The 23,471-nt window shown below is 66.3% G+C and carries 26 protein-coding genes; 13 read left to right on the forward strand and 13 right to left on the reverse strand.

The features are described from left to right. Nucleotides 1–2: 2 nt before the first annotated feature. From ETD86_RS15590 to ETD86_RS15610, 5 genes are read right to left on the reverse strand one after another with little or no spacing between them, the layout of a single operon-like run. Nucleotides 3–3,485, reverse strand: coding sequence for an alginate lyase family protein (locus ETD86_RS15590; protein WP_138666873.1), 3,483 nt, complete (start codon nucleotides 3,483–3,485; stop codon nucleotides 3–5). 48 nt (nucleotides 3,486–3,533) lie between these two features. Further along, the gene (locus tag ETD86_RS15595; protein ID WP_170223097.1) at nucleotides 3,534–5,156 is read right to left on the reverse strand and encodes an extracellular solute-binding protein; all 1,623 of its coding nucleotides are present in this window, start codon (nucleotides 5,154–5,156) and stop codon (nucleotides 3,534–3,536) included. 33 nt (nucleotides 5,157–5,189) lie between these two features. Next, nucleotides 5,190–6,146, reverse strand: a complete 957-nt coding sequence (locus ETD86_RS15600; protein WP_246147926.1) for a carbohydrate ABC transporter permease — start codon at nucleotides 6,144–6,146, stop codon at nucleotides 5,190–5,192. An 11-nt stretch (nucleotides 6,147–6,157) separates the two neighbouring features. Further along, complete coding sequence (locus tag ETD86_RS15605) at nucleotides 6,158–7,069, reverse strand: ABC transporter permease (protein WP_138666875.1); 912 nt, start codon at nucleotides 7,067–7,069, stop codon at nucleotides 6,158–6,160. Beyond that, on the reverse strand, nucleotides 7,062–8,351 hold the full coding sequence (locus ETD86_RS15610; protein WP_170223098.1) for a polysaccharide pyruvyl transferase family protein: 1,290 nt from the start codon (nucleotides 8,349–8,351) through the stop codon (nucleotides 7,062–7,064). The genes ETD86_RS15605 and ETD86_RS15610 overlap by 8 nt, the downstream gene beginning before the upstream one ends. Nucleotides 8,352–8,430: 79 nt before the next feature. Here ETD86_RS15610 and ETD86_RS15615 point away from each other — a divergent pair, with 79 nt between their 5' ends. From ETD86_RS15615 to ETD86_RS15645, 9 genes are all read left to right on the forward strand, one after another. Next, the gene (locus tag ETD86_RS15615; RefSeq protein WP_138666877.1) at nucleotides 8,431–9,435 is read left to right on the forward strand and encodes a LacI family DNA-binding transcriptional regulator; all 1,005 of its coding nucleotides are present in this window, start codon (nucleotides 8,431–8,433) and stop codon (nucleotides 9,433–9,435) included. Nucleotides 9,436–9,868: 433 nt separating this feature from the next. Continuing rightward, nucleotides 9,869–10,009, forward strand: a complete 141-nt coding sequence (locus tag ETD86_RS56935) for a hypothetical protein (RefSeq protein ID WP_211370059.1) — start codon at nucleotides 9,869–9,871, stop codon at nucleotides 10,007–10,009. A gap of 68 nt (nucleotides 10,010–10,077) precedes the next feature. After that, nucleotides 10,078–10,422 carry an integrase core domain-containing protein gene (locus ETD86_RS56940; protein ID WP_281286917.1) on the forward strand — a complete coding sequence of 115 codons (345 nt, stop codon included), beginning with the start codon at nucleotides 10,078–10,080 and terminating at the stop codon, nucleotides 10,420–10,422. Nucleotides 10,423–11,372: 950 nt separating this feature from the next. Then, nucleotides 11,373–11,945, forward strand: coding sequence for a hypothetical protein (locus ETD86_RS15625; RefSeq protein WP_138666878.1), 573 nt, complete (start codon nucleotides 11,373–11,375; stop codon nucleotides 11,943–11,945). Nucleotides 11,946–12,240: 295 nt separating this feature from the next. Further along, the gene (locus ETD86_RS15635; protein ID WP_138666879.1) at nucleotides 12,241–12,960 is read left to right on the forward strand and encodes a DUF4429 domain-containing protein; all 720 of its coding nucleotides are present in this window, start codon (nucleotides 12,241–12,243) and stop codon (nucleotides 12,958–12,960) included. Nucleotides 12,961–13,093: 133 nt separating this feature from the next. Then, complete coding sequence (locus ETD86_RS56945; RefSeq protein WP_211370061.1) at nucleotides 13,094–13,249, forward strand: hypothetical protein; 156 nt, start codon at nucleotides 13,094–13,096, stop codon at nucleotides 13,247–13,249. A 346-nt stretch (nucleotides 13,250–13,595) separates the two neighbouring features. Then, nucleotides 13,596–13,925, forward strand: a complete 330-nt coding sequence (locus ETD86_RS56955) for a hypothetical protein (protein ID WP_211370063.1) — start codon at nucleotides 13,596–13,598, stop codon at nucleotides 13,923–13,925. Nucleotides 13,926–13,934: 9 nt separating this feature from the next. Continuing rightward, nucleotides 13,935–14,156, forward strand: a complete 222-nt coding sequence (locus ETD86_RS56960; protein WP_211370064.1) for an integrase core domain-containing protein — start codon at nucleotides 13,935–13,937, stop codon at nucleotides 14,154–14,156. Nucleotides 14,157–14,516: 360 nt separating this feature from the next. After that, nucleotides 14,517–14,822 (forward strand): hypothetical protein, encoded by a 306-nt coding sequence (locus tag ETD86_RS15645; RefSeq protein WP_138666880.1) that lies wholly within the window; start codon nucleotides 14,517–14,519, stop codon nucleotides 14,820–14,822. Nucleotides 14,823–15,115: 293 nt separating this feature from the next. Here the strand turns inward: ETD86_RS15645 and ETD86_RS15650 are convergent, their stop codons facing one another. From ETD86_RS15650 to ETD86_RS15665, 4 genes are all read right to left on the reverse strand, one after another. Beyond that, nucleotides 15,116–15,442 carry a DUF1048 domain-containing protein gene (locus ETD86_RS15650; protein ID WP_138666881.1) on the reverse strand — a complete coding sequence of 109 codons (327 nt, stop codon included), beginning with the start codon at nucleotides 15,440–15,442 and terminating at the stop codon, nucleotides 15,116–15,118. A gap of 1 nt (nucleotide 15,443) precedes the next feature. Then, nucleotides 15,444–15,800 (reverse strand): DUF1048 domain-containing protein, encoded by a 357-nt coding sequence (locus ETD86_RS15655; RefSeq protein ID WP_138666882.1) that lies wholly within the window; start codon nucleotides 15,798–15,800, stop codon nucleotides 15,444–15,446. Next, nucleotides 15,797–16,123 (reverse strand): PadR family transcriptional regulator, encoded by a 327-nt coding sequence (locus ETD86_RS15660; protein ID WP_138666883.1) that lies wholly within the window; start codon nucleotides 16,121–16,123, stop codon nucleotides 15,797–15,799. The genes ETD86_RS15655 and ETD86_RS15660 overlap by 4 nt, the downstream gene beginning before the upstream one ends. A 147-nt stretch (nucleotides 16,124–16,270) precedes the next feature. Then, nucleotides 16,271–16,822 carry a hypothetical protein gene (locus ETD86_RS15665; protein WP_138666884.1) on the reverse strand — a complete coding sequence of 184 codons (552 nt, stop codon included), beginning with the start codon at nucleotides 16,820–16,822 and terminating at the stop codon, nucleotides 16,271–16,273. 112 nt (nucleotides 16,823–16,934) lie between these two features. Between ETD86_RS15665 and ETD86_RS15670 the strand changes: the two genes are divergently transcribed. After that, the gene (locus ETD86_RS15670) at nucleotides 16,935–17,618 is read left to right on the forward strand and encodes a TetR/AcrR family transcriptional regulator (RefSeq protein WP_138666885.1); all 684 of its coding nucleotides are present in this window, start codon (nucleotides 16,935–16,937) and stop codon (nucleotides 17,616–17,618) included. Nucleotides 17,619–17,642: 24 nt separating this feature from the next. On the opposite strand, the gene ETD86_RS58145 is transcribed toward ETD86_RS15670, so the two are convergent. Beyond that, a complete protein-coding gene (locus tag ETD86_RS58145) occupies nucleotides 17,643–18,569 on the reverse strand; it encodes a TrkH family potassium uptake protein (RefSeq protein ID WP_342779270.1) in 927 nt (308 codons plus the stop codon). Here ETD86_RS58145 and ETD86_RS58150 point away from each other — a divergent pair. Together ETD86_RS58150 and ETD86_RS15685 are read left to right on the forward strand one after the other, a co-directional pair. Further along, entirely contained in the window at nucleotides 18,483–18,776 is a 294-nt protein-coding gene (locus tag ETD86_RS58150) for a tyrosine-type recombinase/integrase (RefSeq protein ID WP_138666886.1), read from the forward strand. The genes ETD86_RS58145 and ETD86_RS58150 overlap by 87 nt on opposite strands. A 751-nt stretch (nucleotides 18,777–19,527) precedes the next feature. Next, nucleotides 19,528–20,409 (forward strand): TIGR03854 family LLM class F420-dependent oxidoreductase, encoded by an 882-nt coding sequence (locus ETD86_RS15685; protein ID WP_138666887.1) that lies wholly within the window; start codon nucleotides 19,528–19,530, stop codon nucleotides 20,407–20,409. Between the two features lie 117 nt (nucleotides 20,410–20,526). On the opposite strand, the gene ETD86_RS55130 is transcribed toward ETD86_RS15685, so the two are convergent. Both ETD86_RS55130 and ETD86_RS55135 read right to left on the reverse strand, forming a co-directional pair. Then, nucleotides 20,527–20,754, reverse strand: a complete 228-nt coding sequence (locus tag ETD86_RS55130; RefSeq protein ID WP_170223094.1) for a hypothetical protein — start codon at nucleotides 20,752–20,754, stop codon at nucleotides 20,527–20,529. 296 nt (nucleotides 20,755–21,050) lie between these two features. After that, nucleotides 21,051–21,218 (reverse strand): hypothetical protein, encoded by a 168-nt coding sequence (locus ETD86_RS55135; RefSeq protein ID WP_170223095.1) that lies wholly within the window; start codon nucleotides 21,216–21,218, stop codon nucleotides 21,051–21,053. 383 nt (nucleotides 21,219–21,601) lie between these two features. On the opposite strand from ETD86_RS55135, the gene ETD86_RS15690 reads away from it, so the two are divergent. After that, entirely contained in the window at nucleotides 21,602–22,513 is a 912-nt protein-coding gene (locus ETD86_RS15690; protein ID WP_138666888.1) for a hypothetical protein, read from the forward strand. A gap of 141 nt (nucleotides 22,514–22,654) precedes the next feature. On the opposite strand, the gene ETD86_RS15695 is transcribed toward ETD86_RS15690, so the two are convergent. Further along, the gene (locus ETD86_RS15695) at nucleotides 22,655–23,185 is read right to left on the reverse strand and encodes a hypothetical protein (protein WP_138666889.1); all 531 of its coding nucleotides are present in this window, start codon (nucleotides 23,183–23,185) and stop codon (nucleotides 22,655–22,657) included. Between the last annotated feature and the right edge of the window lie 286 nt (nucleotides 23,186–23,471).

A 23,471-nucleotide genomic window follows, 5' to 3' on the forward strand; every position in this document is an offset into this window, starting at 1 on the left:
CGCTATACGCCAGTTCCGTCGTTGTGGTTCCGGCGGTGGCTGGCGCCAGGAGCAATTGGCCGGAGGCGCTCCCGCCCGCAGGACTGAGCGACAGTGACGTTCTCGAACGAGCTCTCCGTGGATGCGTAAAGCCCGACGCCGCCGCTGCGGACAACGGTGTCGCGACCCTTCAGGACCTGAACGCCGTTCAACGTCACGGTGATGCGGTCGCCGTGAATCGCCGCACCCAGTCGCACGGGACCTGTCAACGGGTTGCTGATGGATGCCGTGGCCACTGTGACGGGACCCGACGCGTGAGCCTCGCGGATGATGCTCGCGTACTGGGTTCCGTTGCTCGTCTTGCCGACGTGGATCCGATACCCGTACGCGTCCGTGGTGTCTCGCAGCGAGATTCCCGCGTTACCGACGGATCCGTCGATCGTGACCGTGGTCTCCACGGCATAGTCGCACGCCTCGGAGAAGCGCGACGGCAACGTCGAGTCGGCCAGTACGTGCGCCCGGCCACCGGCAGGCGGCGTGAGGTGCAACTTGCCCGAGGCGACGGACACAGACCCTGTTATTCCTCGCCAACTGGCCCGATCGAGCCCTTCCCTGATCACGATGTTGTCGAAGGTCGCGGCCCGCCGATGCGTAAAGGCGGCGGCACCACCCGTCGGCAGCTGTCCGTCGTCCGCGGAGATCGACGTATCGCCGACTTTGGCGCTCAGATGCCTCCCGATCGCGGATACGACCAGCTTGTGCGGGACGTTGGCACCGATCGGCAGTGTGGTCTCCGCGAGAACCGTGGTCGTCGAGTTGTATATCTTCACGAGCTGCAGCGTCGCTCCCGACGTGGAGTTGAGCACTTCGGCCCGGTAGTAGTTGCGGGAATCGTGGTAGCGGAACGCGAGACCGGTACGGGCCGTCGTCTGGCCGCGTACCCCGGGAACGATGTCCGCGGCCATGACCACGTCATCGGGTACGTCCTGCAGCGCCGCGAACGACACCATGTCCGCAGTCGAGGTCTGTGCCAGCTGCGTGTCCGGCTGTGCGCCGGTGAGCGCCCAGGTCCCCTGGACCGGCGCCCAGCCGCCAAAGGATCCGTTGAAGTCATAGACGTCACGGTCCAGGCCGGCATCGTCGAACTCGTCGTTGAGCACGGGTGCCGGGGCAAAGTGTTCCTCGAGTGACACGGTAATGAGGTCGCCCGTGCGGGTGAACGCGATCGGGGTGTCGTTCACCGTCACCGCGTTCGCGTTCGGCGCGTGGATGGAGAGCGTGCCGGTGAACGGGTCTCCAAGCGAGATCCGGGCGGTCGAGCCGCGCAGTTCCACGCTGATATCGGACACCGGTGCGGATGCGCTGATAACGGTGTTACCTTGGTCGATCAGCGACGACCCTCGGGTCAGCGCGTACCTGGTAAGCCCGCCGCGCGAAGCACGCTCGAGGTACGCGGTCTCGGCGTTGGTCGTGGCGGCTCCGAACGCCCTCGACGAGGGAGTCGCCTCGCGCGAAAGGTAGAAGCGTCCGGTCGCGTCCGGCAGGGCGATCTCCATCGCCGTCGCCACGGAGTGACTCACCCCGGGCATGGCGATGCGCTTCGCCGTCACCGAGGGCGCCGCGCCGGCCTTGCCGGGAACCACGACCGTGTCCAGTCCCGTCGGTCCGGTGGAGGACCAGTCGTACGACAGGTAGTCGACGTTGGTGAGTACCTGCTCGCCGACGCGTACGGCGCCATCCTCGTGGACCCTGGGGGTTACCGCGGCGCCGGCCGTTGCCACCGGGATGAGCTGCACGCCGGCAACGGGTGCGGCTCCGGGCACGGTGTCGAACCCGACCGTGGCGACCTTCGTGGTCGGATTGACGGTCACCGGATCCCCGGGGAAGTGCCAGAGCTGCCGGTAGTTGTGCGCGGCGGTGTCACCGGTGAGGTCGTCGGAGACCACCCAGAAGCCGGGCTTGACGAAGTAGACCGCGCGATCGTGCGCGACCGGCCGGTAGCCCATCGCCGCACCGCGGTAGATGTCGAGGCCCGCGTTCGAGCGCCACAGCGACGTTGTGCGGGGGACGCCGGCGGTCTGCGGGAGTCCGTCGACCTCGATGGTGTTGTGCGCCTCGGTGGTACGGCGCATCCAGTCGTTCGTCGGAGTCGCGCTGTAGTCCCCCACCCCGGAGTCGACGATCAGCGGACGCCCGTACGCCGCCATCACCAGGCTGAGGTCGTCCGGATGCCGATGCGAGGCAGTGTAACTGGAATTCTGGTTGTTGATCAGCATGTACCGGGCATCGGCGTCCCACCCGGAACGCTGAACCGCGAAGCTGATCGGAAACACCGTGGACGACAGCGTCGGGGCGGTCCCCTCCGTTCGGCCGGAGGCGACCCAGGTGAAATCGGGCCAGGAGTTGCGTACACCGCTCCTGCGAATGGCCGACGTACCCGCGTAGTTGTTCGGCGTGTCGCCAATCGCCGCGGGTTCAAGATTCGGCTGACGGGTCGCGAACAGCGAATCCGCGATCCAGTCCGCCCCCTGCACGAGCGAATCAGGAGCGGTTCGCCCGTTGGCATTCGCGACTGCTATGACGGAGTTGAGCATATCCGCCACGTATGCCTGATAGTTGAACGCCGGCTCGCGGTACACACCGTCGCCCTTCAAGTACGCGCGCAGGAACCGCTCGACCGAGCGCACCGCGAACCACTCCCAGCCAGGCGATGACGAGAACTCGGGCAGAAACACGGCTGCCGCGTGGACGGAGCGGGCCATCGACACGTACCAGTTGTTTCCGACATGTATCTGCATCACGCCGGCGAGGAAGTCCGTCGTGGCGTGCACGCCGGACAGGTACGCCACGAGATCGCTCGCGTCGATGCCAGGATCGGTCCGGAACACGGAAAACGCGCTGACCAGCTGGGCGAGCCGCTTGGCTGCCGACAGGTTGCGGCCCTGCGGCCAGCTCTGATTGTCGGCGAAGAAGTCCAGCGAGATGTCCATCCACGCCGCCGCGTACGCCGCACGCTTTGCCGGGTCACTCTCGGACACGTAAGCGAATGCCAGTTTGGGCATGAACGTGAAGTCGCTCATCAAAGTCTGCGCGCTGCCCGGGGTGGTCTGCGTCCCACCCCAAAGGTCCTGCCAGTCGATGTCGATCCGCTGCTCGGCGCTGTTGTAGAAGTTGCGGGTCTCGGCGCCGAACCGGAAGATCCCCGCCGCGAGCTCGTCGGGGCCCGAGTCGCCACCGCCCAAGCCCTCGGCCGGAGCCGGGTACTGGACGTCGGCGCGGCCCGCGTAATACACCTTGAGCTCGCTCGCGGCGCCCGCTTCATCACCGGCGGCCAGCTTGGCCGCCACCGCGCCGAGCCCCGGGCGCGTCAGGTCGAGCAGCCCGCCGAGATCCGACATGTCGGCGACGGCGGCACTGCCCGGCGACAGAACCGCCGCCACCAGAGCCAGCACGACCGCCGCACGGGCCCGACCACGCGTGTACCAACGTAACTTGCTCCGTCTCACCACTGTCTCCTCCCTAACCCCGTGAGAGTGTTGGCTGAGTCCAGCGCGTCAACCACCCGCCTGCTCCTCGTACTCGGCCTTGATCTTGTTGCCCACCCGGTCCATGAACTTCTTGATGGCCGGCTGCCACGCCGAGACGGGCTTGTTCCCCAGCTGGATCTCCAGCAGCACCGAGTCCAGTTCCTGCTGCTCGCTGGCAGCCTTGCTGGCGGCGGTCTCCGAGTACAGCCCGAGGGTCGGGTCCGCGACGGCAAGCGGGACGCCGGCGACCTGGTGGTCGTGCTGGTCCTGTACGGCCTGGCGGTTGCCCTGCTCGTAGATGACGGGCGATGCTTCGGCGAGGTACCGCACCGGCAGGAATACCTGGCTGCGCCCGCTCTCGGTGAGGGTCGGGTCGGAGCCGTTGCGGGTGAACGTCTGGCCCTCGACGCCGTACCGGAGGGCCAGGTACTCGCCGCTGCCGAAGGGTGAGCACAACCAGTCGAGGACCTTGAGGATCTGCTTGATCCGGTCGGCGTTGTCGGTCTTGGCTATAGCGGTGAAACTGGACAGGGTCGGGCCGGGCGTGCGTACCTGCGTCCCTGTGCCGTCGCGGGTGGGCGAGAGCATGCCGGTCAGGCGGAAGCCGGGCACGTCTTTCGCCTGGCCGTAAAACTTGCCCCACCCGGCGTACCCGCCGATGGTGAACGCGGTCGTGCCGGCCAGCATCCACGCGTTGCGCTTCGTGTTGGGCGCGCCCGCGTGGTCGGGATGTATCACCCCCGACTTCACCAGCTCGACGGTGTCCTCGAGGGCCTGCATGAACTGCGGTGTCGTCCCGGAGTGGGTGAAGACGCCACCTTCGGCCTGCCAGGCGCCGGTGCCGCCGGGCCAGTTGCCGGTGATCCCGTTCATCTCAAGGATCGTGTTGAACGGGATCTGTCCGAACGCCCACCGACCGGCCCGCTCGTCGGTCAGCGCGGCCGCCATCTCCTTGAACTCGGCCCACGAATTGGGCTGGAGGCTGAGTCCTGCCCTGGCCAGCAGGTCGGCCCGGGTGTACAGCACGGTGCCGATCCGTGCCCGCGGCACGGGGATGCCCCAGATCCGCTGGTCGTAGACGGTGCTGCGCCAGGCATCGGTGGGCAGGGCGGCGAGGTTCGGGTAGGCGAGGACCGCGTCCCCGGACAGGTACTCGGTGAGGTCGGTGAATGTCGCCTTCAGCATGGCCGGCATCTGCTGGACAACGCCCTGGATAGCCACCATGTCGGGCAGATCGCCACCGGCAATGGTCGTGGCGACCTTGCTCTTGTAGTCAGTCGAGGGGACGTACGTGATCTTCAGTTCGGTGCCGAGTTTGCTGTTGAGGTTCTGCCAGTAGGGGTTCGAGCCGAGCGCGGGGGCGATCGGGTCGTAGGTGTACGTCAGTGCCGTGACGGCTTCGCCCTGCACCGGTTGTGATGCGGCGCTGGAGGCGGTCGGGTAGGTGAAGTATCCCGGCGACACCCCGGCCGGCTCGGCGGCCAGGTCGGGCGTGGCCGCGGTGACGGGCTTGTAGGTGGGCAGCTTGACCGACCCGGTCGAGCTGTTCGGCGAACTCGGGCTGCCGTCGCCGCAGGCCCCGAGCAGCGGGGCCAGCCCCGTTGCCGCGCCGAGTGCCAGGACGTGGCGGCGGCTGAAGGTGGGTGCCATGACGTCTCCTTGCCACATTGCGTGGACGACCGGTCAGCCCTTGACGGCGCCGACCATGAGTCCCTTGGCGAAGTGCTTTTGGATGAAGGGGTAGATGAACAGGATGGGCAGGACGGAGATGACAAGAATCGCCATCTGGACGGAGATTTGTGGTGGCAGGTTCTCCAGGTTCGAGCTGAGCTGGTCGGACCCGATCGGGGTGTTGTTGACGACGTAGGTGCGCAGCACCAGTTGCAGCGGCCACTTTTCCGACGACTGGAGGTACAACATCGCGGAGAAGAAGGCGTTCCAGTACGCCACTGCGTAGAACAGCCCGATCACGGAGACGACCGCCTTCGACAGTGGCAGGACGATCCGCAGCAGGATGCGCATCTCCCCGGCACCGTCCATATAGGCGCTTTCCCGCAGCTCGCGTGGGATTTCCTGGAAGAACGCGCGCATGACGATGACGTTGAACGCGTTCACCAGCACCGGCAGGATCAGTGCCAGGTAGCTGTCCAGCAGGCCAAGCTGTTTGACCGTCAGGTACATCGGGATGATGCCCGGGTTGAACAGCAGGGTGAACACCGTCATCAGCAGGATCGGCTTTTGCAGCAACGAACCTGGCCGCGACAGCGCGTACGCCAGAGCGATCGTGGAGACGAGGCTGAGTGCCGTGCCGACCACGGTGATGCCGGCGCTCACCAGCAGCGCACGGGTGACGATTCCTCCGGACAGGACGGCCCGGTAGGAGTCCAGCGTCGGTTCGTTCGTCCACAGCACGAAGCCGCCCGCCCTGTTGATCTCCTCCGGGGAGGCGATGCTGGTCATGAGCACCGCCCAGAACGGAACCAGAACCGCCAGGCAGCCCAGGCCGAGCACGAGTCCCCGCGCACCGAACCCCAGCTTGCTGGGCTCGCCCATCCAGACCGGACGCCGGCTGCGGCCCGAGCGTGGCCGCCGCAGCCCTGTGCCCGCGGCGGGGCGCGCCACGGACACCGCAGTCGGCACAGGTCGGCTCGTCACTTGGCGTACACCCCCTGCTCGCCCAGGGCGTGGGCCAACCGGTTGGCGCCGAGCACGAGCGCGACACCCACAATGCCTTTGATCAGCCCCACCGCGGCCGCGGTGCCCCAGTCGCCGCCGACGATCCCGTGGTTGTAGACGTATGTGTCGAGTACTTCGCTGGCACCGGCACCGACCTGTGCCTGCTGCAGGATGATCTGCTCGAACCCGACGGACAGCGAGTCACCGAGCCGCAGAATCAGCAGCAGGACGATCACCGGGCGGATGTAGGGCAGGGTCACGTGCCACAGGCGGCGAGCTGCCGAGGCGCCGTCCACCACCGCGGCCTCCATCTGCGCCGGATCCACTCTGGAAAGTGCGGCGAGGAAGATGATTGTCGACCAGCCGGTGTCCTTCCAGATCACCTGTGATGTGATCATGAGTTTGAACAACTCGGGTACGCCGACGATGTGGAACGTGGACAGGTCGGCCGAGCGCAGCCAGGCGTTGAGCATCCCGCCGTTGCCGAACATCTGCTGGAACAGGGCAACCACGATGACCCAGGACAGGAAGTGCGGCATGTAGAGGATCGACTGGGTGAGGCGTTTGAGCCGTTCGCTGATGGTCGCGTTCAGGATCAACGCGAGGCAGATCGGCAGTGGGAACACGAAGACCACCTGGATCAGCGTGATGATCAGTGTGTTGACGAGTGCGTTGAGGAACACCGGGTCGCCGGTGAGCACCGGCTCGAAGTTGTCCAGCCCGACGTACGGGCTGTGCCAGATTCCGAGGAACGGCTGGAAGTCCTGGAACGCGATGATGTTCCCGCCGAGCGGCAGATAGTGGAACAGCAGCAGCGCCGTGACCCCGGGAAGCGCCAGCAGCAGCAGGACCCGGTCGCGCCGCCAGCGGTCGCGCAGGCTATGCATCGCCGGTCTCCACCGGTGCAGGCAGGCCGATGGGCTGGCCCGCGACGCAGGCTTGCACCGCCGCCCGCAGCCGGTCGTCGGCATTGGCCGCGACCCTCCTGCTCCGGGCGACCGCGGGCGCCGGGTCGGTGGCGATGTCGGTGACCGCCGCGACGACCGTCGCCGCGGCACGATGGTCGAGCTCGATCACCAGGTCTGGGGCGCCGAGGTCGGCGAACATCTGAGATTTCGTGGTCTCGGTCGGCTGCCGAAGGTAGACGGTCGGGATCGCATGTCGTGCGGCCAGGATCGGCGAATGACACTCCATGCTGACCACCAGCGACGAGACGGCGTAGACCCCGGTCGCCTCCTCCAGCGGCCAGTACCGGTCCAGGAGCCGGACCTGACCGAGCGTCTGTGGACTGAGCAGGCTGGGAAGCTGCTCGTGAGCGAGCTCGACGGCATAGCTCATCTCGGGCACCACGACGGCCGGCAGGCCGCTGACGCGTACCCAGGTCTCGATCGCCGCCGCCAGCACCGCCAGGTCGTGCGTCACGGTGGCCCGGTTGACCGCGTCGCGCCGCATCTGCTCGCGGGTCGGTTCCGTGCCGTAGATCTTCGCATAGGGGGCGTAGCGCAGCCGCGGAACGAAGCAGGCGAACCGACCGGGCTGCAGGCCGAAATTCTCCAGCAGGCGAGCGGCGGCGACGGCGTCAGTGTGGTCGAACGCGAACGTGCCATCCGGCCCGAAGGCGAGGTCGGGCCCGGTTATCTTCTGGCCGCGCAGGGTGGCCAGGGTCAGCGTTTCGCGGCAGTACACGAAGTCTGCGCTGTCGAAACGGTCCTTGACGTCGTCCTCGAGATAGGACGGTGGGAGGAGATCGACCATCTGTGCCAGCTCCGGCAGCGTCGCCATGGTCGGTGGGCACAGCGGATCCACGGTGACCCCGAAGTACCCATACGGGCGGCCCACGTGCTCGCGCCACCAATCGATCTCGGTGCTCTGGAAGGCGTCGGCGCCCGATCCGTGCATCAGGACGTCCGCGCCGTCGATGGCGGCGGCCAACTCCGGGGTGCTCGGCCCGTCCCCGCCGAGAGTGCCATCGACGACGCGCACGTCGGGAAACGCGTGCCGCAGCATGGATCGTTCGCGCTCCTCCAGCCGCACCGGCCAGAGGATTACCTCGACCTCGGGGGCGAACCGCTGAAACGCCCGCACCACGCCAGGGGAGTGAGCCACGTCGCCGATGTTCACCGTCGCCCAGGAGGACCGCAGGAGGACGGTGCGACGTGTCGATGTCATATATGCTCCTTGTTGACGTAACGTTAATTCAAAATAGGGATGGTGAGACGTTACGTCAAGAACCGAGTAGGCTTGTACCATGGCAACGCAACGTGACGTCGCACGGGCGGCTGGGGTGTCGCTCGCCGTGGTGTCGGCGGTGGTCAACGGCACGAGCCACACCCGGATGAGGGAATCCACCCGCACCCGGGTGCTCCAGGCGATGCAGCAATTGGGCTACCAGCCGAACCAGACGGCGCGCTCGCTACGGCTCAACCAAACCGACATGATCGCGATGATCCTCAACAAGATCGACAACCCGGTCTACGGACCGCTGCGGCATGGGGTCTACGAGGCGGCGGCGGAGCACGGCGCGACGGTCCTGCTGGGCGATGCCGAGACGATGCGCTCCGGCAGCCAGTTCCTGACCCGGCTGCTCAGCCAGGGCACGGTCGACGGTATCTTGATCCGCGGCGAAGGGCTGCTGGACGACGACGTGATGGCCGAACTCCGCTCCCACCCCAAGCCGATCCTCATCCTGGAACACGCACTGGACCATCCCTGGATCGACGTAGACGATCGCCGCGCGGGCGAGATCGCGACGCGGTTCCTGGTCAACCTCAGCCACCGCCACATCGTCTTCGTCGGGGGTTCGGGATACCTTTCCCAGCAGCGCTACCTGGGCTACCAGCAGGCGATGGACGCCGCCGGCCTGACACCGGCTCCGCACCTGGCCACCGGGTTCGGTGAGCAGGCCGGCGCCGACGGGCTCCGGCAGGCCATGCAGGCGGCAACCGCGCCGACCGCCATCGTCGTCAACAACATCATGAGCGCGGTCGGGGTCCTGGCCGCCGCACGCGACCTCGGCATCGCCATCCCCGACCAGCTGTCAGTGGTCGGCATCCACGACGTCGACCTGATGCAACACCTGCGCCCGGCCGTCACCGCAGTCCGGATGCCCATGTACCAACTCGGCCGGGCCGGCGTCGAGGCGCTTTACGACCTGATCGCGGGGCGGCCAAGCGCAGGCGGTGTCATCACCGACCCCGAACCCGAACTGGTGATCCGCGACTCAGCGACCGCTCTGACCCGGATCCGCGATTAGCGTTCGCATGATCGCCCGCGGCTCATATCGATTGTCGTCAGCCTATGTGATGGGGCCCGGGTGGCTATGATCGGTGGCGCTGCAACTGCGGGCATGCTGCTGCAGGGTGAGGTGCCCAGCAGATTCCGGACAGTCGGCTACATAAGCTGACGGAAGTCTGGAAGAGGTAGGTACATGACGAGGCGTCGTAGGCAGTTCTCGCCGGAGTTCAAGGAAGAAGCCGTCCGCCGGGTGGCGCTCGAAAATACCGTTCGTGCTCTGAACTGGGGATTGCTGCACGATCAAGGCAGCGGCTGCGACCATCGTTAGGTGTTGCTGTCGCGTGTCTACCAGTTGGTAAAGGGTTTGTTCGGCCTGCTGACGGTGCTGGCCCACTCCGATCTGTCCAAAGATGTTGAGGTACTGGTGCTCCGTACCACATCGCGGTCTCTACGTGCTGATCTTTATCGAGCACGGCACCCGACGCCTGCACCTGGCCGGAGTAACCGCACACCCGACCGGAGCATGGACGGCCCAGCAAGCCCGTAACCTGGCGATGGACCTGGGCGACCGCATCACCCGGCTACGTTCCTGATCCACGATCGGGATCCGCTCTTCACCTCGGCGTTCAGGGAGGTCTTCACAGCTGAAGGGCTGCAGATCATCACCACGCTGCCGCGGACACCGAGGATGAACGCCATCTGCGAGCGCGTCATCGGCACGCTGCGCCGTGAACTCCTGGACCGGATTCTGATCCTCAATAAACGCCACCTGGCCCGCGTGCTCCAGAAGTATCTGATCCACTACAACCGGCACCGGCCGCACCAGTCCCGGCAGCAACGTCCCCCGGCTATCGCAGCTCAGCCCGCTCACGACGTGACCGACCTCAACGGCCCAGCGGATCGTCCGCCGACAACCCGTCGTTGCCGGCATGATCAACGAATACCACCACGCCGCTTAACCGCAGCTCACGCATCCGATCCCGCAAAGCCGCAGATCAGAGCTTGATCAAAGCGCGCCCTGCAGGATTCGAACCTGCGACCGTCGGATTAGAAGCAAGATCTTTTAGTGTCGCGGAGTGTCATTTGACGGTAGTTCATACCACCTCCGCGCACATTGCGTGTCTAGCGGTGCCGGGCTCTGACGACGCGTGACGGGGCGTACGAGTACGCATCGAGCACGGCGGACACCCTCTTGATCATTGCATCGTGGCTGCGCAAAATGATTCCGCGCTCCAGACCACAGGTAGAGATGACGTCCCTGTGCTCGGCGCGTGCTCGCACGCCCGAACGGTCCTCCGGCGCCCCACGGGCAGGCCGCTGTCCGACCTGCCTTGAGGAGGGAGCGTCATGCCCTCCGTTCAGACCCGGCACGGGCAATCCGAGCCCTTCTGACCGCGGACGCTCCATTCCGTATTTGCGCTACCACGAGCGGAAACGGCAAGGCGGACGATTGAGCGGGCGAGCTGTTCGGCATCGCGTAAAGCCATGCCTCCGTCAACCACAACACAGCAGGTGCTGCGCTGATGCCGATGTTCGCCCTGGCCGCCTTATCCCTGCCGGCTCCTATCAGGCCGGCTCCTCGTACGCCGCCCTGCTGATTGACACTCGAGCAGGCCACCCCTCATCGCTGGCGTGCTCCTGCGCCGCTTCTTGCTGGATGATGATCTCCATCGGGCCAGCACCTTGCCGTAATGAGATGGAGATCATCATCTGCGACGATCGGCGCATGAAACGCATGAGCGTCGCGCTGGTAGTGGCCAGCCTGCTGAGCGTGACAATTCCCGGCGGCGCCCGCACGCAGCTCCCGCATCGGAGTCTCTCGACTCCGTCGTCGAAGCGATCAAGAAGCAGTATGCGAGGAAGAGCAGCGTACGCTTCTCCGTCAGGCGACGCGGCGGCCCTCCCCCCTCGGAGAATCTCAAGATCTCCGGCGCGTACCGCTTCAACTCTTCAGGCATGTACGCCGCCGACCTCACGGAGATCTCCTACGAGAAGGCGGCGACGGGGCGATCCCGAGAGATCACCATAGGCCGAGAGTTTTACTCACAGAGCTATGTGCGTTCCGACGAGGGCAAGTACATCTGGAAGTCGCCACCGACGCTGGGGGAATGGGCCCACGGGCGGAACTTCGCCGGGGTCGTCTGGGGCAAGGATCTGGTCAACGGGATCAATCCGGGCTTTCTCGAGCTGGTCGCCTCTTACGGTGCGACCAGCGCAGACGGCGGAACCTTCGAGGGAGTGAAGACGACCCTCCACAGCGGCACCATGACTGTTACCAAGCTGAGTGAGAGACAGGCCGGCATCTCCTTCGATACCGAGGAGGAGGAGGGGGTTCATGGCGGGCGGATCACCTGGAAACTCTGGGCGGGCCCGGACAACCTGCCGAGACGCTTCCAGGCCATCATGAAATTCACCTGGCCGGAGGGCGGCGAGGCCGAAACCATGACGATGAACATCATCTATCGAGGATGGGGAACCCCCGTCAAGATCACGGCACCGGCCAAGCACCTCATCTCCGACGGTTGGTGATGGACGACCTGCGCAACAACGCGGTACTTCGGAGCTCTCACAGCAAGCCGCTCCACCAAGCTGCGGTCAGGTCGACCGCCATGGAGACCGTCACCGGCGAATGCCGTTGCTCGAAGCACCACGACCTGGACAGGTCGACCGCTTTGATCCTCCAGAGTGCGCCAGCAGAAGTCGCCGTAGTCGCCGTCGCCGAACGCGGCGGCCAGCGACGTGCGCAGGCCCAGCCGGCTCGCCGCGGTGGCCGCCCGTCTGCGCAGCCGCCAGTGTTTGAGCACCAGCACCTATCCTTGCTTGCATGGGTGACGTACTGAAGGGGCGAGGTTGCGCGTGGGAGTTCGAGGACGGAGGGTTGCGCATTACGCCTGAGCCGGGTAAGGCGTCGAAACTGAGCATGGAGCTCGGTGAGCGGTTCGTGCCGTACGACGCGCTGGCCGATGTCATGCTGGAGACTGGTGCACGCGGCAGGGTGGTGTTGCGGGTGGTTCCCCGGGAGGGAGCCGACCCGGTCATGTCCGCGGCAACGGGGCAGCTCCAGGAGTCGCTCGATCCGTACCGGCTGGTGCTGCCCGCCGCCACGAAGACGCTGGCCGACCAGTATGCCGACGAGATGCGCGCGGCCTTGTCCGAGCGCGGTCCGGCTGAGCGGTTCCTGATCGCCGGTCCTTCGGTGCCACGTAGTTTCAAGGCATGGGACGGTGAGGCCGCCTTCGACGGGCAGGCTGTCACCTTCACCTGGTTCTCGTCCGGAGCTTCCCCGGCCAAGTACACGGCAGGTGACCAGCGTTACCCGATCACCGAGATCGAGGGCGTCGATTGGCATGCACTGGAGGACGCTCGCGGGTCGTTGCGGCTGCGCATCCGTGGGCACCAGGCCCTCTCCAATCCCAACAACGATCCCGCCTCCGTGGTGTTCGGCATTGGCTGGGGAGCCACGCATCACTCCCTGCCCTTCGCCGCCGCCGTGCTCGCTGCCGTACAAGGTCCCATGATCGAACAGGCCGCGGCGGAAGGCTGAGCTGTTGTCCCGTATGTAACTTATGTGCGCCTTAGCGCCTTGGAACTCAAGGCTGTACCGCGTCAAAACGCATCCACGATGGCAATGGCCTGCGGCTTGACGGGCTCTGTCCCCGCAGACAAGATCGCGTCTCGTGCTTGTCCGCCTGCTCTATCTCATCACGCTGCGGGTATTCGGCTGGCTGATGTTGCTGGGCCGTAGCCAGGCGTCGAAGAACGTGGAAATCATGGCGCTGCGTCACGAAGTGGCAGTGCTACGGCGCCAGGTCGGACGCCCCAAGCCGGACTAGGCCGATCGAGCCGTCCTGGCAGCGTTGGCCCGGTGGCTGCCGGCGGTGCTGCGCACTCATCGGCTGGTTACCCCGGCGACGCTGCTGTCGTGGCATCGGCGTCTGCTACGACGGGCCTGGACCTACCCGCATCGGCCCGGACGTCCAACAACAAGTCGAGAGATCCGGGACTTGATCCTCCGCCTGGCGCGGGAGAACCACACGTGGGGCCATCAACGGGTGCACGGGGAACTGGTGCGGCTCGGCTATCAGGTCAGCGAGGCGACCGTACGGCGCATTCTGCGCTCCCGCCGCTTCGCTCCGGCGCCCCGTCATCTCGACACCCTCCTGGCGTACATTTCTACGTTTGCAAGCCAAAGGGCTTCTGGCCTGCGACTTCTTCCACGTTGACACGATCTTCCTGAAGCGCCTGTACGTGTTGTTCGTGATAGAGGTCAACACGCGACACGTGCACATCTTGGGCGTGACCTCTCATCCGACCGGAGCATGGACCGCCCAGCAGGCCCGTAATCTCCTGATCGACATCGGCGAGCGAGCAGGCTCATTCCGCTTCCTCATCCGCGATCGAGATGCCAAGTTCACCACCGTATTCGATGAGGTCTTCGCCGCCGTGGGCGTCACGGTGCTGAAGACACCGCCGCGAACACCGAGGGCCAACTGCTATGCCGAGCGCTGAATCAGGACGGTGCGCACCGAGTGCACCGACCACATGCTGATCTACGGTGAACGTCACCTGCACTCGGTTCTGAACGAGTACATCGATCACTACAACGGCCACCGACCCCACCAGGCGCGCGGCCAACGACCACTCGACCAAGACGAACAGGCGGTGGTGTCCATGGAAGGCCCGATCAAACGCCACGAAGTACTCGCAGGAGCGATCAACGAGTACCGCCGAGCCGCCTAGTTCGCGCGGCGAAACCCCAGATCAGACCATACGCGCGCGTTTTGACGCGGTACAGGTAGAGGCGGGCTCACGCCGGCCGGACACGCCCTGGCTCGGCAAGGTCGGCCTCACCGTGTCAGCCGTCCTGTTCCTGCTGGGCGGCGCGGTGCCCATCGCCCTGGCAGATCCGGCCATCTACCCGCTGTCGGCCGCGCAGATCATCTGGACGCTGATCACGGCCGTCGCCCTGATCATCGCCGCGTTCCTGTCCGTTCGATTCCGCCGCCCCCTCCTCCCGCCACGCCGGCCGGCCCGTGGACCGTCTTCGCGATCACCATCGCGGCCGGGCTGGCGTTCTGGCTCCCCAGTTTGCTCGCCCTGGTGGGGATCAAGCTGGAGTCCATCGTGCCCGCGTGGATCACGGTCGGCTTCTACCTCGCGCTCTACGCCACGATGACGATGCTCATCCTGCGCTGGTCCCGGCGCATGGGCTGGGGACCCTGGCACAGGTTCGCCCTGGGCGCTGCCTGCCTGGTCACCTACGCCTGGCACGGATTCCCTCAGCCGCCGAGTTTCCCAGCGCCCGCGCATGTAGACCTCATCGGCAACGCGGTCTTCGCGCTGGCCGCCCTCGGGCTGCTCGCCATTGTGGTGGCACGGCTCCGCCACACCGTTCCGGCAACTTAACCATTGACCTTGGCGCTTGGGAGATCCCTCCAGATTCTTGAGAACCAGCTCAGCTTGGCCTTGGCGCCGTAGGAGGTGACCGGGGCAGCACCGTGCTCCTCCTAGGCCGAGACCGGCTTGCATGGAGACATATCCCCCGACCCGGCAGGTCGCCGGCGGCCTCGCCGATTTGGAGTATCCGCCGGAGTTTCATTGATGGCCCCGCGCCGATCGCACGAACGCGGGACTCGCTACTGCCGGTGGAGACATCGCCCCCGGGGTCCCATCAATGAGGGGGCTAGAGTTCGGACTCGTCACTTCCCGGCCGTGCCGGGCTCCCCGCTGATGGACTCCTGATAGAGCTCCGCGTAGGTGCGCGAGTCCTTGATCAGGTCGTCGGCGAAGGCGGCGACGTCGTCGCCGATGAGCTCCAGAACGCCCTTGCCTGCCGCGGCACCCTCCTCGAAGAATTCGAGGAGCCCGGTGAGCAGGGACCCGTCGGTCAGTCCGACCGGCCCCACCTTGAAGAAGTACCTCTGCATCTCCTTGTAGACGATCTCGTAGTCCGGCGGGAGCGCCTTGACCCGCGCCAGGTGGGCCCGCCACTGCTTCTTGCCCTCGATGATGTCCCGGATGCTCACGTCAGCCTCCCAGCCGGCTCAATTTCCTTGCGACGTTCCTGTTCAGCTGCTCGCGCCACCGGTCGTGGAAAGTCCGGCCCCCTTCTTCACCGGCCAGCGCCGCGCAGAAGCCCGCGATGTCGTCACCCAGCACCTCGTCAATGCTCTGCCCATCGGCCGCCGTCTCTTCGAGCAGCCCCAGAGCACCGTCGAGAATCGGCATCAGGTTGCGCCCCGTGAAGTCCCCGTAGATAAAAAGATGACCCTGGACCTGTTCCCACGCCGCCCGGTAATCGGCCGGCAAGGCCGCCGCCCGAGCCTGGAACGCCTTGTATTCCCTGGTGAGATCGCTGCCTGTGATGGTCTCCCAGAAGCTCATCTTCCGCCCTCCTTGAGCTTGTCGATCCGCGATGAGACGTACTCCCATTTCGCCCAGAACGTCGCGAGTTCTTCGCGCCCCGCGTCGTTGAGCGCGTAGAACTTGCGCGGCGGGCCCTGCTCGGACGGTCGTTTTGTCACCTGGACGAGGTTCTTCTTCTCCAGCCGCAGCAAGATGGTGTAGACCGTCCCCTCGACAACGTCGGCGAAGCCGAGCTCGTTCAACCGGCGCGTGATGGCGTACCCGTAGGTCTCCTCGCTGCCGATGATTTCCAGCACGCAGCCCTCAAGCGTGCCCTTCAGCATCTCCGTCAGGTCGTCCATCGTGGGTCCTTCGCGGTTCACTCGGTACCCTGTAGCCCTGAGTACTACTATAAAGTATCACAAAGTAGTGGACCGCATGTCCACGGACAGCGACTCGCCCCATCGGCACCTGGAGCCCGAGCGTCAGGCGGCCCCCACACGGCGATGTCATGCGAAGTAGCCACTGACGGCAGGCATGGCCAACAAGCCGATGACCAGGAGCGAGCCGGCCGTCGCCAGAACAAGGCGGGCGGCGATCACGCCGCGGAACCAGGAAGGGTACGCCTTCACGGCGGCTTCGACGAACGCTTCGACGTCGAGGCCACGCAGGCTCGGGTCATCCGACTTACGAGCGGCCGCCTGGAGGTATCGCGTGGTGAACACCTCGCCGGGCATGATCACGCATCCGAGTACGAAGACAACCGCCTGGAAGATCCAGGACAGGATCCGGCCGGTGCCGCTTCCGCTCAGGTTGAGCAGGGCGAGCGCCACGAGGCACACACCGATGGACATCGCGAGGACGACGCTGGCCTGGCTCGCTCCGAAGTCGATTCGATGCCGGGCCAAGACGGCACCTGGGATCCCCTGTCTGGCCACTTCGGCCTCGGCCGCTCGTTGGGCGGCAGGGCCGAGGCGACGGCCGACGACGGGGATGACGAAGAAGGTGCCTGCGAGCAGGAGCTGCAGGAGGGACGCGGACAGGACTGCAATCGGTATCACGGTAGTCTCCTCCGACGACTTGCACAGTGTTCAAGTGGGAGCGTACGGCTGCACTTGAACACTGTGCAAGTCTCGGCTCGAACGCTGTGCAAGAGCGCTCTATCCTGAGCAGGTGCCACGCGAGACGCTGACCAAGGACCAGATCATCCGGACGGCCGTCGAGCTGCTGGACAGCGAGGGCATCGAGGGCCTGAGCATGCGGCAGCTCGGCACCCGCCTGAACTCCGCGGCGACGGCCGTCTACTGGCACGTCAAGAGCAAGGACGACCTCCTCGTGCTCGCCGCCGACGCGGTCTGGGAGGAGATCGAGCTACCCGACCTGAAGGAGGTCACCTGGCAGGCCGCGGCCACGGCCATGGCCAAAGGGCTGTTCGCGATGATTCTCCGGCACCCGTGGCTCGTCCCCGCCATGAGCACCCACCTCCTGTACGGCCTCGGCAAGGCACGCCACGACGACCACCTGCTCGCGGTCTACCAGGCGGCCGGCTTCACCGGACGTGACGTGGAACAGGCCATGAAGACCGTCTTCACCTTCGTCCTGGGTACCGCCCTCGGCGTGGCCTCCGAAGCGGCCTGGAGAGCGCGCCTGCGCCACACGGGCGGCGACGAGCAGGCGCAGATCCGCGACCTGGTGGCGCAGGCGACCGAGATCGCGATGCGGTTCCCGCGGCTACGCGCCCACAGCGCCGCTCAGGAGGACGACGGCCCCTCACCGAGTCCCGACAAGGAGCTCGAGTTCGGTCTGCGCACGATCCTGAACGGCCTTCAATCCGAACTCGGCACTCGGCCGTCGTGAACCGGGCGAACGGTCCCCGCCGCGTCACCCGACGATGACCCTCTCCTCGGGTAGCTGGTAGCGGCGGGTGCGGTCCTTCAACGCTAGGGCCGAGCCCAGGGTGAGCGGTCCCGTCCTGCCGATGAACATGAGCAGCACCAGCAGTATCTGGCCGACCGGTGTGGTGCCGGCGGTGATGCCGGTCGACAGGCCGACCGTGCTGAACGCCGAAACGACCTCGAACAGCACCCGGTCCAGGCTGTGCGGGGTCAGGACCATCAGCAGGTAGGTGGACAGCGCGACCAGGGTCACGCTGATCAGGGTGACCGCGACGGCCTGGCGCTGTGCCGTTTCCGGCAGGCGGCGATGGTCGATGTTGACCTCGTGCTCGCCCCGCATCTCGGACCAGATGATGAAGGCCAGCATGCCGAGCGTGGTGACCTTGATGCCGCCCGCCGTTCCGGCGCTGCCGCCGCCGATGAACATCAGCAGGTCGGTGGCCAGCCAGCTGGTGGGGTACATGCCGGCGATGTCGATGCTGTTGAAGCCCGCCGTCCGCGGCATGACGGCGGTGAAGAACGCAGCCAGTAACTTGCCGGGGTAGTCGAGCGGGCCGAGCGTCTTCGGGTTGTGCCATTCAGTGCTCAGGAAGACCAGGGTGCCGACGATGAGCAGGACCGCGGTGACTGCGACGGTGATTCTGGTCAGCACCGACCAACGGCTGGGCCGGCGCCAGGTGCGCAGCAGCTCGAACACCACCGGGAAGCCGAGCCCGCCCGCGATCACCGCGGCGGCGATGGTCAGGCAGATCCACGGGTCGGTGACGAAGCGCATCAGGTTGTCGGACCACAGCGCGAAGCCCGCGTTGTTGAAGGCGGAGATCGCGTGGAAGACGCCCAGGTAGACGGCGCGGCCGTCTGGCTGGCCTACCTGGCCGGCCTGCCGCCCATCCGGCTCCACGATCTGCGTCATGGCGCGGCCTCGCTGATGCTGGCGGCCGGGGTGGAGATGAAGGTGGTCCAGGAAACCCTGGGCCATACGTCCAGCGCGTTCACCGCCGACACCTACACCTCTGTCTACCCGCAGGTGGCTACGGCGGCGGCCGAGAAGACGGCAGCCCTGCTGTTCGGCAAGGAAGACCAGACCGCGCCCGGGAAACTCATCTCGCTGAGGGGCTGACAGTCGGATTAAGCATCCGGCCCCGCATTCGCCGCCTGCTCGCGGCGAGGCGGGGCCGCTGCTCTTGGCCGAGTGGGAGGACAGCAAATGGATCATGGTGTGTGCGGGGTCGGTGCGCACGAGCACGCGTGGAGCACTCAACCGCTAGACGAAAATTCTAGAACGCATCCGATCCCACAAAGTCACAGGTCAGAACATGATCAAAGCGCGCCCTGCAGGATTCGAACCTGCGACCGTCGGATTAGAAGCAACATCTTTAAGTGCCGCGCTGTGCCGTTGGGTGATGGTTCGTGCCACCTCAGCGCGTTTTGCGTGTCCGGCAGTGCCGGGTCCTGACGGCGTGTGACGGGGCGTACGAGCACGCACCGAGCACGGCCGCCCTATTCGATCATTCATCATCGCCCCCGGAATGGATCCCGCGCTCCAGCCACGCCGGCACCGTCTAATGACGGTCGCAGTGCTCGGCACGTGCTCTAACCCGTACACAACTCAATGATCTCCGTAGCGCAAGCTGCCCGCTCAGATTCAAGTCGTCACTGGTTTCACCTGTCACCCCCGCCGCCGTCCAAATGGGGCAAACCACGCGGACGACGCCGGGAGAGACACCGCTTTCAGGACGCCGCGGCGGTTTGATGTGATCGGCCGGAGCAGCGCCGGATCTGGGAGGAGCGCGCCGACCGCCTTGAACAAGCCGTCACCGACCCGAAGGAGCACAAGCAGCGAATCCCGAGGCCAGGCCGATAATGGGCCGATGAAGGTACGCATCGGGATAGCGCCGCCACCTGGAGACACCCCCGACCACCTCGCCGGGCTCGCGGAGCGGACCGAGGCTCTCGGGATCGACTCCCTGTGGCTGTCGGAGATCGTCCATGGGCCGTCCGTCGAGCCCATCGTCGGCATGGCCTACACGCTGGCCGCCACCCGCAGGCTGAAGGTCGGCACGGGGGTGGCGATCCTGCCGGGCCGCCACCCGATGCGGGTGGCCAAGCAACTCGCCTCGCTGGCCGCGCTCGCCCCCAAGCGCGTGCTGCCGGCCTTCGGGCTGACGCCGGCCAGGCCCGCCGAACGGGAGGCGTTTCCCGTTCCCGGGCCACGCGGGGCGGTGTTCGACGAGTCGCTCGAACTGCTCAGGCTGCTCCTGCGGCAGGAGAAGGTGACCTTCCACGGCAAGTTCTTCACGGTGGAGAACGCCGGGGTCGGCCCGCTGCCGGCCAAGCCGCTCGACATCTGGGTCGGCGGCAGCGGGGAGCTCGCTCTGCGCCGCGCCGGCCGGCTCGCCGACGGCTGGCTGGCCAGCTTCCTCACCCCGGACCAGGCCGCCGCCGGCCGTACGGCGATCGCGGCGCACGCGGCCGAGGCCGGCCGCGAGATCGAAGCCGACCACTACGGCACCAGCCTCGCGGTGGCCGCGACCGAGATCCCCGCCACCGCAATCGACGCCATCGCCAGGCGCAACCCCGGCGCCGACCCCACCGAGATCGTCCCGGTCGGCTGGGCCGCCGCCCGTGACCTGATCGGACGCTTCGTCGAGGCCGGGATCACCAAGTTCGTCGTACGGCCCGCCACACCCATATCCTCGGCCGAGCGCTGGCTCGACGAGTTCGCCGACCACCTCATGCCGCTGCAGAACTGAGCACAACCCTGACGAGCCCCCCGAACGAGGGGGACACCCCCCTGTGAGAATCACCGACGCCAAGGTGATCGTGACCAGTCCGGGCCGCAACCACGTGACCCTCAAGACCGTGACCGACTAGGGGTGACCGGGGCAGACGACGCCACCCTCAACGGGCGTGAGCCGGTGGTTCGACGCCTCGGCGAGCAGCGCGCTCACCCTGGGCGCGATGTCAGCCTCGATACTCGCGCGGATCAGGTCGTCGTGGAACCCAACCGCGGCGTGGTGGTGTCCCGCTCGGAAACACGGTTTCGTGGTGTGAGCTGGAATTTGCTGCGCGATCAGAGCGGCCGCTACGACCATCATGAAGTAGTGCTATCGCTTGTCTACCGATTGATGAGGTGCTTGTTCGCCCTGCTGGCAGTGCTGGTCCGCGCTGATCTGTCCAATAACGTTGAGCCGCGATGTCTGGCTGGCTCACGGTGTCAGATTCTCCTAGCGGGAGGACGCCCCAGGAGGCGTTTGCGAGGGCGGCGGAAAGGCCTAAGCCCCGGGGGTACTGCGCCGACGGGGGTGTTGTGGAGGTTCGGCGTCAGCGCCGGTAACCAGATGGGGTCTTCTTCGCACTCCTTCGAGCAGGGGCGGAGGGCGAGCGGCGCGCGTCAGGCGCGACGCAGCCAGAAACCACTGGAGTGCTCGTCGGCGTGCGGCCGGTCGTAGACCCAGCCGTCGACGAAGGCCAGCTCGTCGAGCGTCCACCGGTAGGAACGCGACGCCCACCCGTCCTCCCGCTTGGTTGAAGATCGGGAAGTCGCGGCAGTCGCCGTCATCGCGGACGCACGGGCCGAACCCGCCCCAGGCGGGCGGCGCGGGGGTGTTGTGGGACTCGAACACCTTGCTGCCGGTGAGAGGGTGCAGGGCGCACTGGGCGTCATAGATCGGCCCGGCGTTGAGCGACAGGCAAGATCCAGAAACGGCTTCACAGGGAGGTTTCAGGAAAGATCCGGCGTGTCCAGCGAGCGTTGATCAGTCTGACCGGCCCGCGCCCACCATCGCCACGGGGAGGCTCTCACTGGGCGATCACTTCTTTCCGGCGGCCTGGCGAAACGCTAGAGAGCTCAGATCAAATGTCGACCGGCAGTCAAGGAATCGACAGGCCTTCCACGCTCCGCCACAATTTACGACGATCTTGGCTTCCCTCCCTGGACAGGACATGAAAACCCTCATAGCAACTCTGGCTCTCGCCACCGCGGTCCCCGCGACCGCCCATGCCACTCCCGACCCGGTGGCCGCCGTACGGGCCCTTCTGGCCCGCAATGCCGGGGTCACGCTGGAGTTTCTCGGCAACACCGGCACCGATCTGTTCTGGCAGAACGACGCCACTCGCGAGCAGATATCCGGCGGTGTCGGCCTGAAGGGCACCGGCAAGCTCCAACTGGGCCCCACCGGCGTGACGGCCTCCGAAATCACCCGCGTGGTGCAGTTGAGCGGACAGGTCTTGATGAAGCAGGAGGCGGCCAAGGGAGACGCCTATTTCGCGGGTTTGCTCAAATCCGCTGGAACGACCCGCATGATCAGCACGAAGGGCTGGCTCTACCACCTGCCGCCGAAAGCCCGCACGTGGCTCCGCACCGGCCGCGCCGGCGGGGGCGCCGCAGCGTACGGCGACCAGATCATCAACGTGCTGGAGCCGGCCACCCTGGCCAAGCTGCTGTCCACCACGGACCGCTCATCGGTCACGCCCTGGCACAAGAACCGCACCACCGGCCGCAACCAGCGCATCTACACCCGTAGCGGCATGATCACCCTCAAGGAGCTCTACCGGGTCTCCCCCACCTTCCGCGAGGCGGCGGGCACCTCGGCCGTTGGCACGGACGAGATCTGGTGGCAATACCTGTACGACGACCGTGGCCTGCCGGACCGGCTCGTCTGGCACTTCCGGACGACCACGAAGGCCGATTCCATCGGGCTGGGGGACAACCGGATCCGCTCGGTGCGCCTGGCCACGCGGTTCTGGGACTGGCAGGCCAAGGTCTCCATCACCGCGCCCAAGGCAGCACCGGGGCGAGGTCCTGCGGTGGACGAGATCATCGACATCCTGCGGGCGGACGATCGCCCGCGCTGACAAAGCCCGATGAGGTCGCCGTGGCCGGCCACGTAGTCCACCCACCAGCTTCGCCACAGCGCACCGCAGCATCTCGCCCAGGCTGGGCGTGCCGCCCCGGAGTGCAGACCAAGCGCCCTCGTGTTTCGCAGTTGTGGGTAATCATGTTTCGGCGGCGGCCCAGGCTGCGAGGACGGCCTGGGTTTCTTCGGGTGTGGCCTGGTAGGGGGCTTGGGGCCGAAAACGTTCGGCGATGATGACCCGTCGGAGCTTGATCACCATGTCTTCGAAGGACGGTTCGGTCTTGGTGGTGTACCACCGTGAGCGTGCCCGTCGTTCGGCGGTGTCGGCGGGACTGTGTCCGTGGGTGGCGTACCAGAGGATGGTCAGGCTGAGGCAGATCATGCCGAACGGGACGGTGCGCTCCACCGCGAGCCGGGTGCGGTTGCGGGCTTGGCCGACGCCGAGGCTCTGGCGGGCGTCGAAGAAGGCGACCTCGATGCACCAGCGGGCGGCGTAGCGGGCGATGAGGTCTTCGGCGGGTGAGTACAGGTCGGTGGTGATCAGGGGCAGGCCGTAGCCGCGGTCGTCGCCGTCGCGGGTACGGGGTTGAGTGTCGCGGACCAGGATGACGCGGATGCTCTGGCTGCGGAACGGCCTGTACCACAGGCATGTCGTTTCGCTGATCTGCACGGTGTCGGTGCGTCCGTAACGGCGGACCCGGGTGGTGCGCCAGGTGCCGGCCAGGTCGGCCGGCGTTCCCAGGCGGACGCCTTTGGTGCGGGGCCGTCCGGACCTGCCGGTTCTGGGTGGCGGCAGGGCATTGTGGGCGCCGGAAAATGCGTCACCCGCTCTGACGTGGTGCTAACCCGAGAACGCTCGTTCTCGTTTGAGCGGACGCTCAATATCCCTTGAGCAATTGCTCAAACGTTTTTAAGTGCTCGCTTAAGGTCCGCGTAGGAACCATCGCATCACCGCA

The sequence above is a fragment of the Nonomuraea turkmeniaca genome, from assembly GCF_005889735.1.
GTDB classification, from domain to species: domain Bacteria; phylum Actinomycetota; class Actinomycetes; order Streptosporangiales; family Streptosporangiaceae; genus Nonomuraea; species Nonomuraea turkmeniaca.

What these genes read in the sequence shown, in the direction of transcription:
- ETD86_RS15595 (WP_170223097.1), bottom strand. Translation starts at nt 5,156, where the DNA reads ATGGCACCCACCTTCAGCCGCCGCCACGTCCTGGCACTCGGCGCGGCA.
- ETD86_RS15655 (WP_138666882.1), bottom strand. Translation starts at nt 15,800, where the DNA reads ATGAGCTTCTGGGAGACCATCACAGGCAGCGATCTCACCAGGGAATAC.
- ETD86_RS55135 (WP_170223095.1), bottom strand. Translation starts at nt 21,218, where the DNA reads ATGACGGCGACTGCCGCGACTTCCCGATCTTCAACCAAGCGGGAGGAC.
- ETD86_RS15690 (WP_138666888.1), top strand. Translation starts at nt 21,602, where the DNA reads ATGAAAACCCTCATAGCAACTCTGGCTCTCGCCACCGCGGTCCCCGCG.
- ETD86_RS15610 (WP_170223098.1), bottom strand. Translation starts at nt 8,351, where the DNA reads ATGACATCGACACGTCGCACCGTCCTCCTGCGGTCCTCCTGGGCGACG.
- ETD86_RS15605 (WP_138666875.1), bottom strand. Translation starts at nt 7,069, where the DNA reads ATGCATAGCCTGCGCGACCGCTGGCGGCGCGACCGGGTCCTGCTGCTG.
- ETD86_RS15635 (WP_138666879.1), top strand. Translation starts at nt 12,241, where the DNA reads ATGGGTGACGTACTGAAGGGGCGAGGTTGCGCGTGGGAGTTCGAGGAC.
- ETD86_RS55130 (WP_170223094.1), bottom strand. Translation starts at nt 20,754, where the DNA reads ATGATGGTCGTAGCGGCCGCTCTGATCGCGCAGCAAATTCCAGCTCAC.
- ETD86_RS15685 (WP_138666887.1), top strand. Translation starts at nt 19,528, where the DNA reads ATGAAGGTACGCATCGGGATAGCGCCGCCACCTGGAGACACCCCCGAC.
- ETD86_RS58145 (WP_342779270.1), bottom strand. Translation starts at nt 18,569, where the DNA reads ATGACGCAGATCGTGGAGCCGGATGGGCGGCAGGCCGGCCAGGTAGGC.
- ETD86_RS15615 (WP_138666877.1), top strand. Translation starts at nt 8,431, where the DNA reads ATGGCAACGCAACGTGACGTCGCACGGGCGGCTGGGGTGTCGCTCGCC.
- ETD86_RS15625 (WP_138666878.1), top strand. Translation starts at nt 11,373, where the DNA reads ATGTACGCCGCCGACCTCACGGAGATCTCCTACGAGAAGGCGGCGACG.
- ETD86_RS15660 (WP_138666883.1), bottom strand. Translation starts at nt 16,123, where the DNA reads ATGGACGACCTGACGGAGATGCTGAAGGGCACGCTTGAGGGCTGCGTG.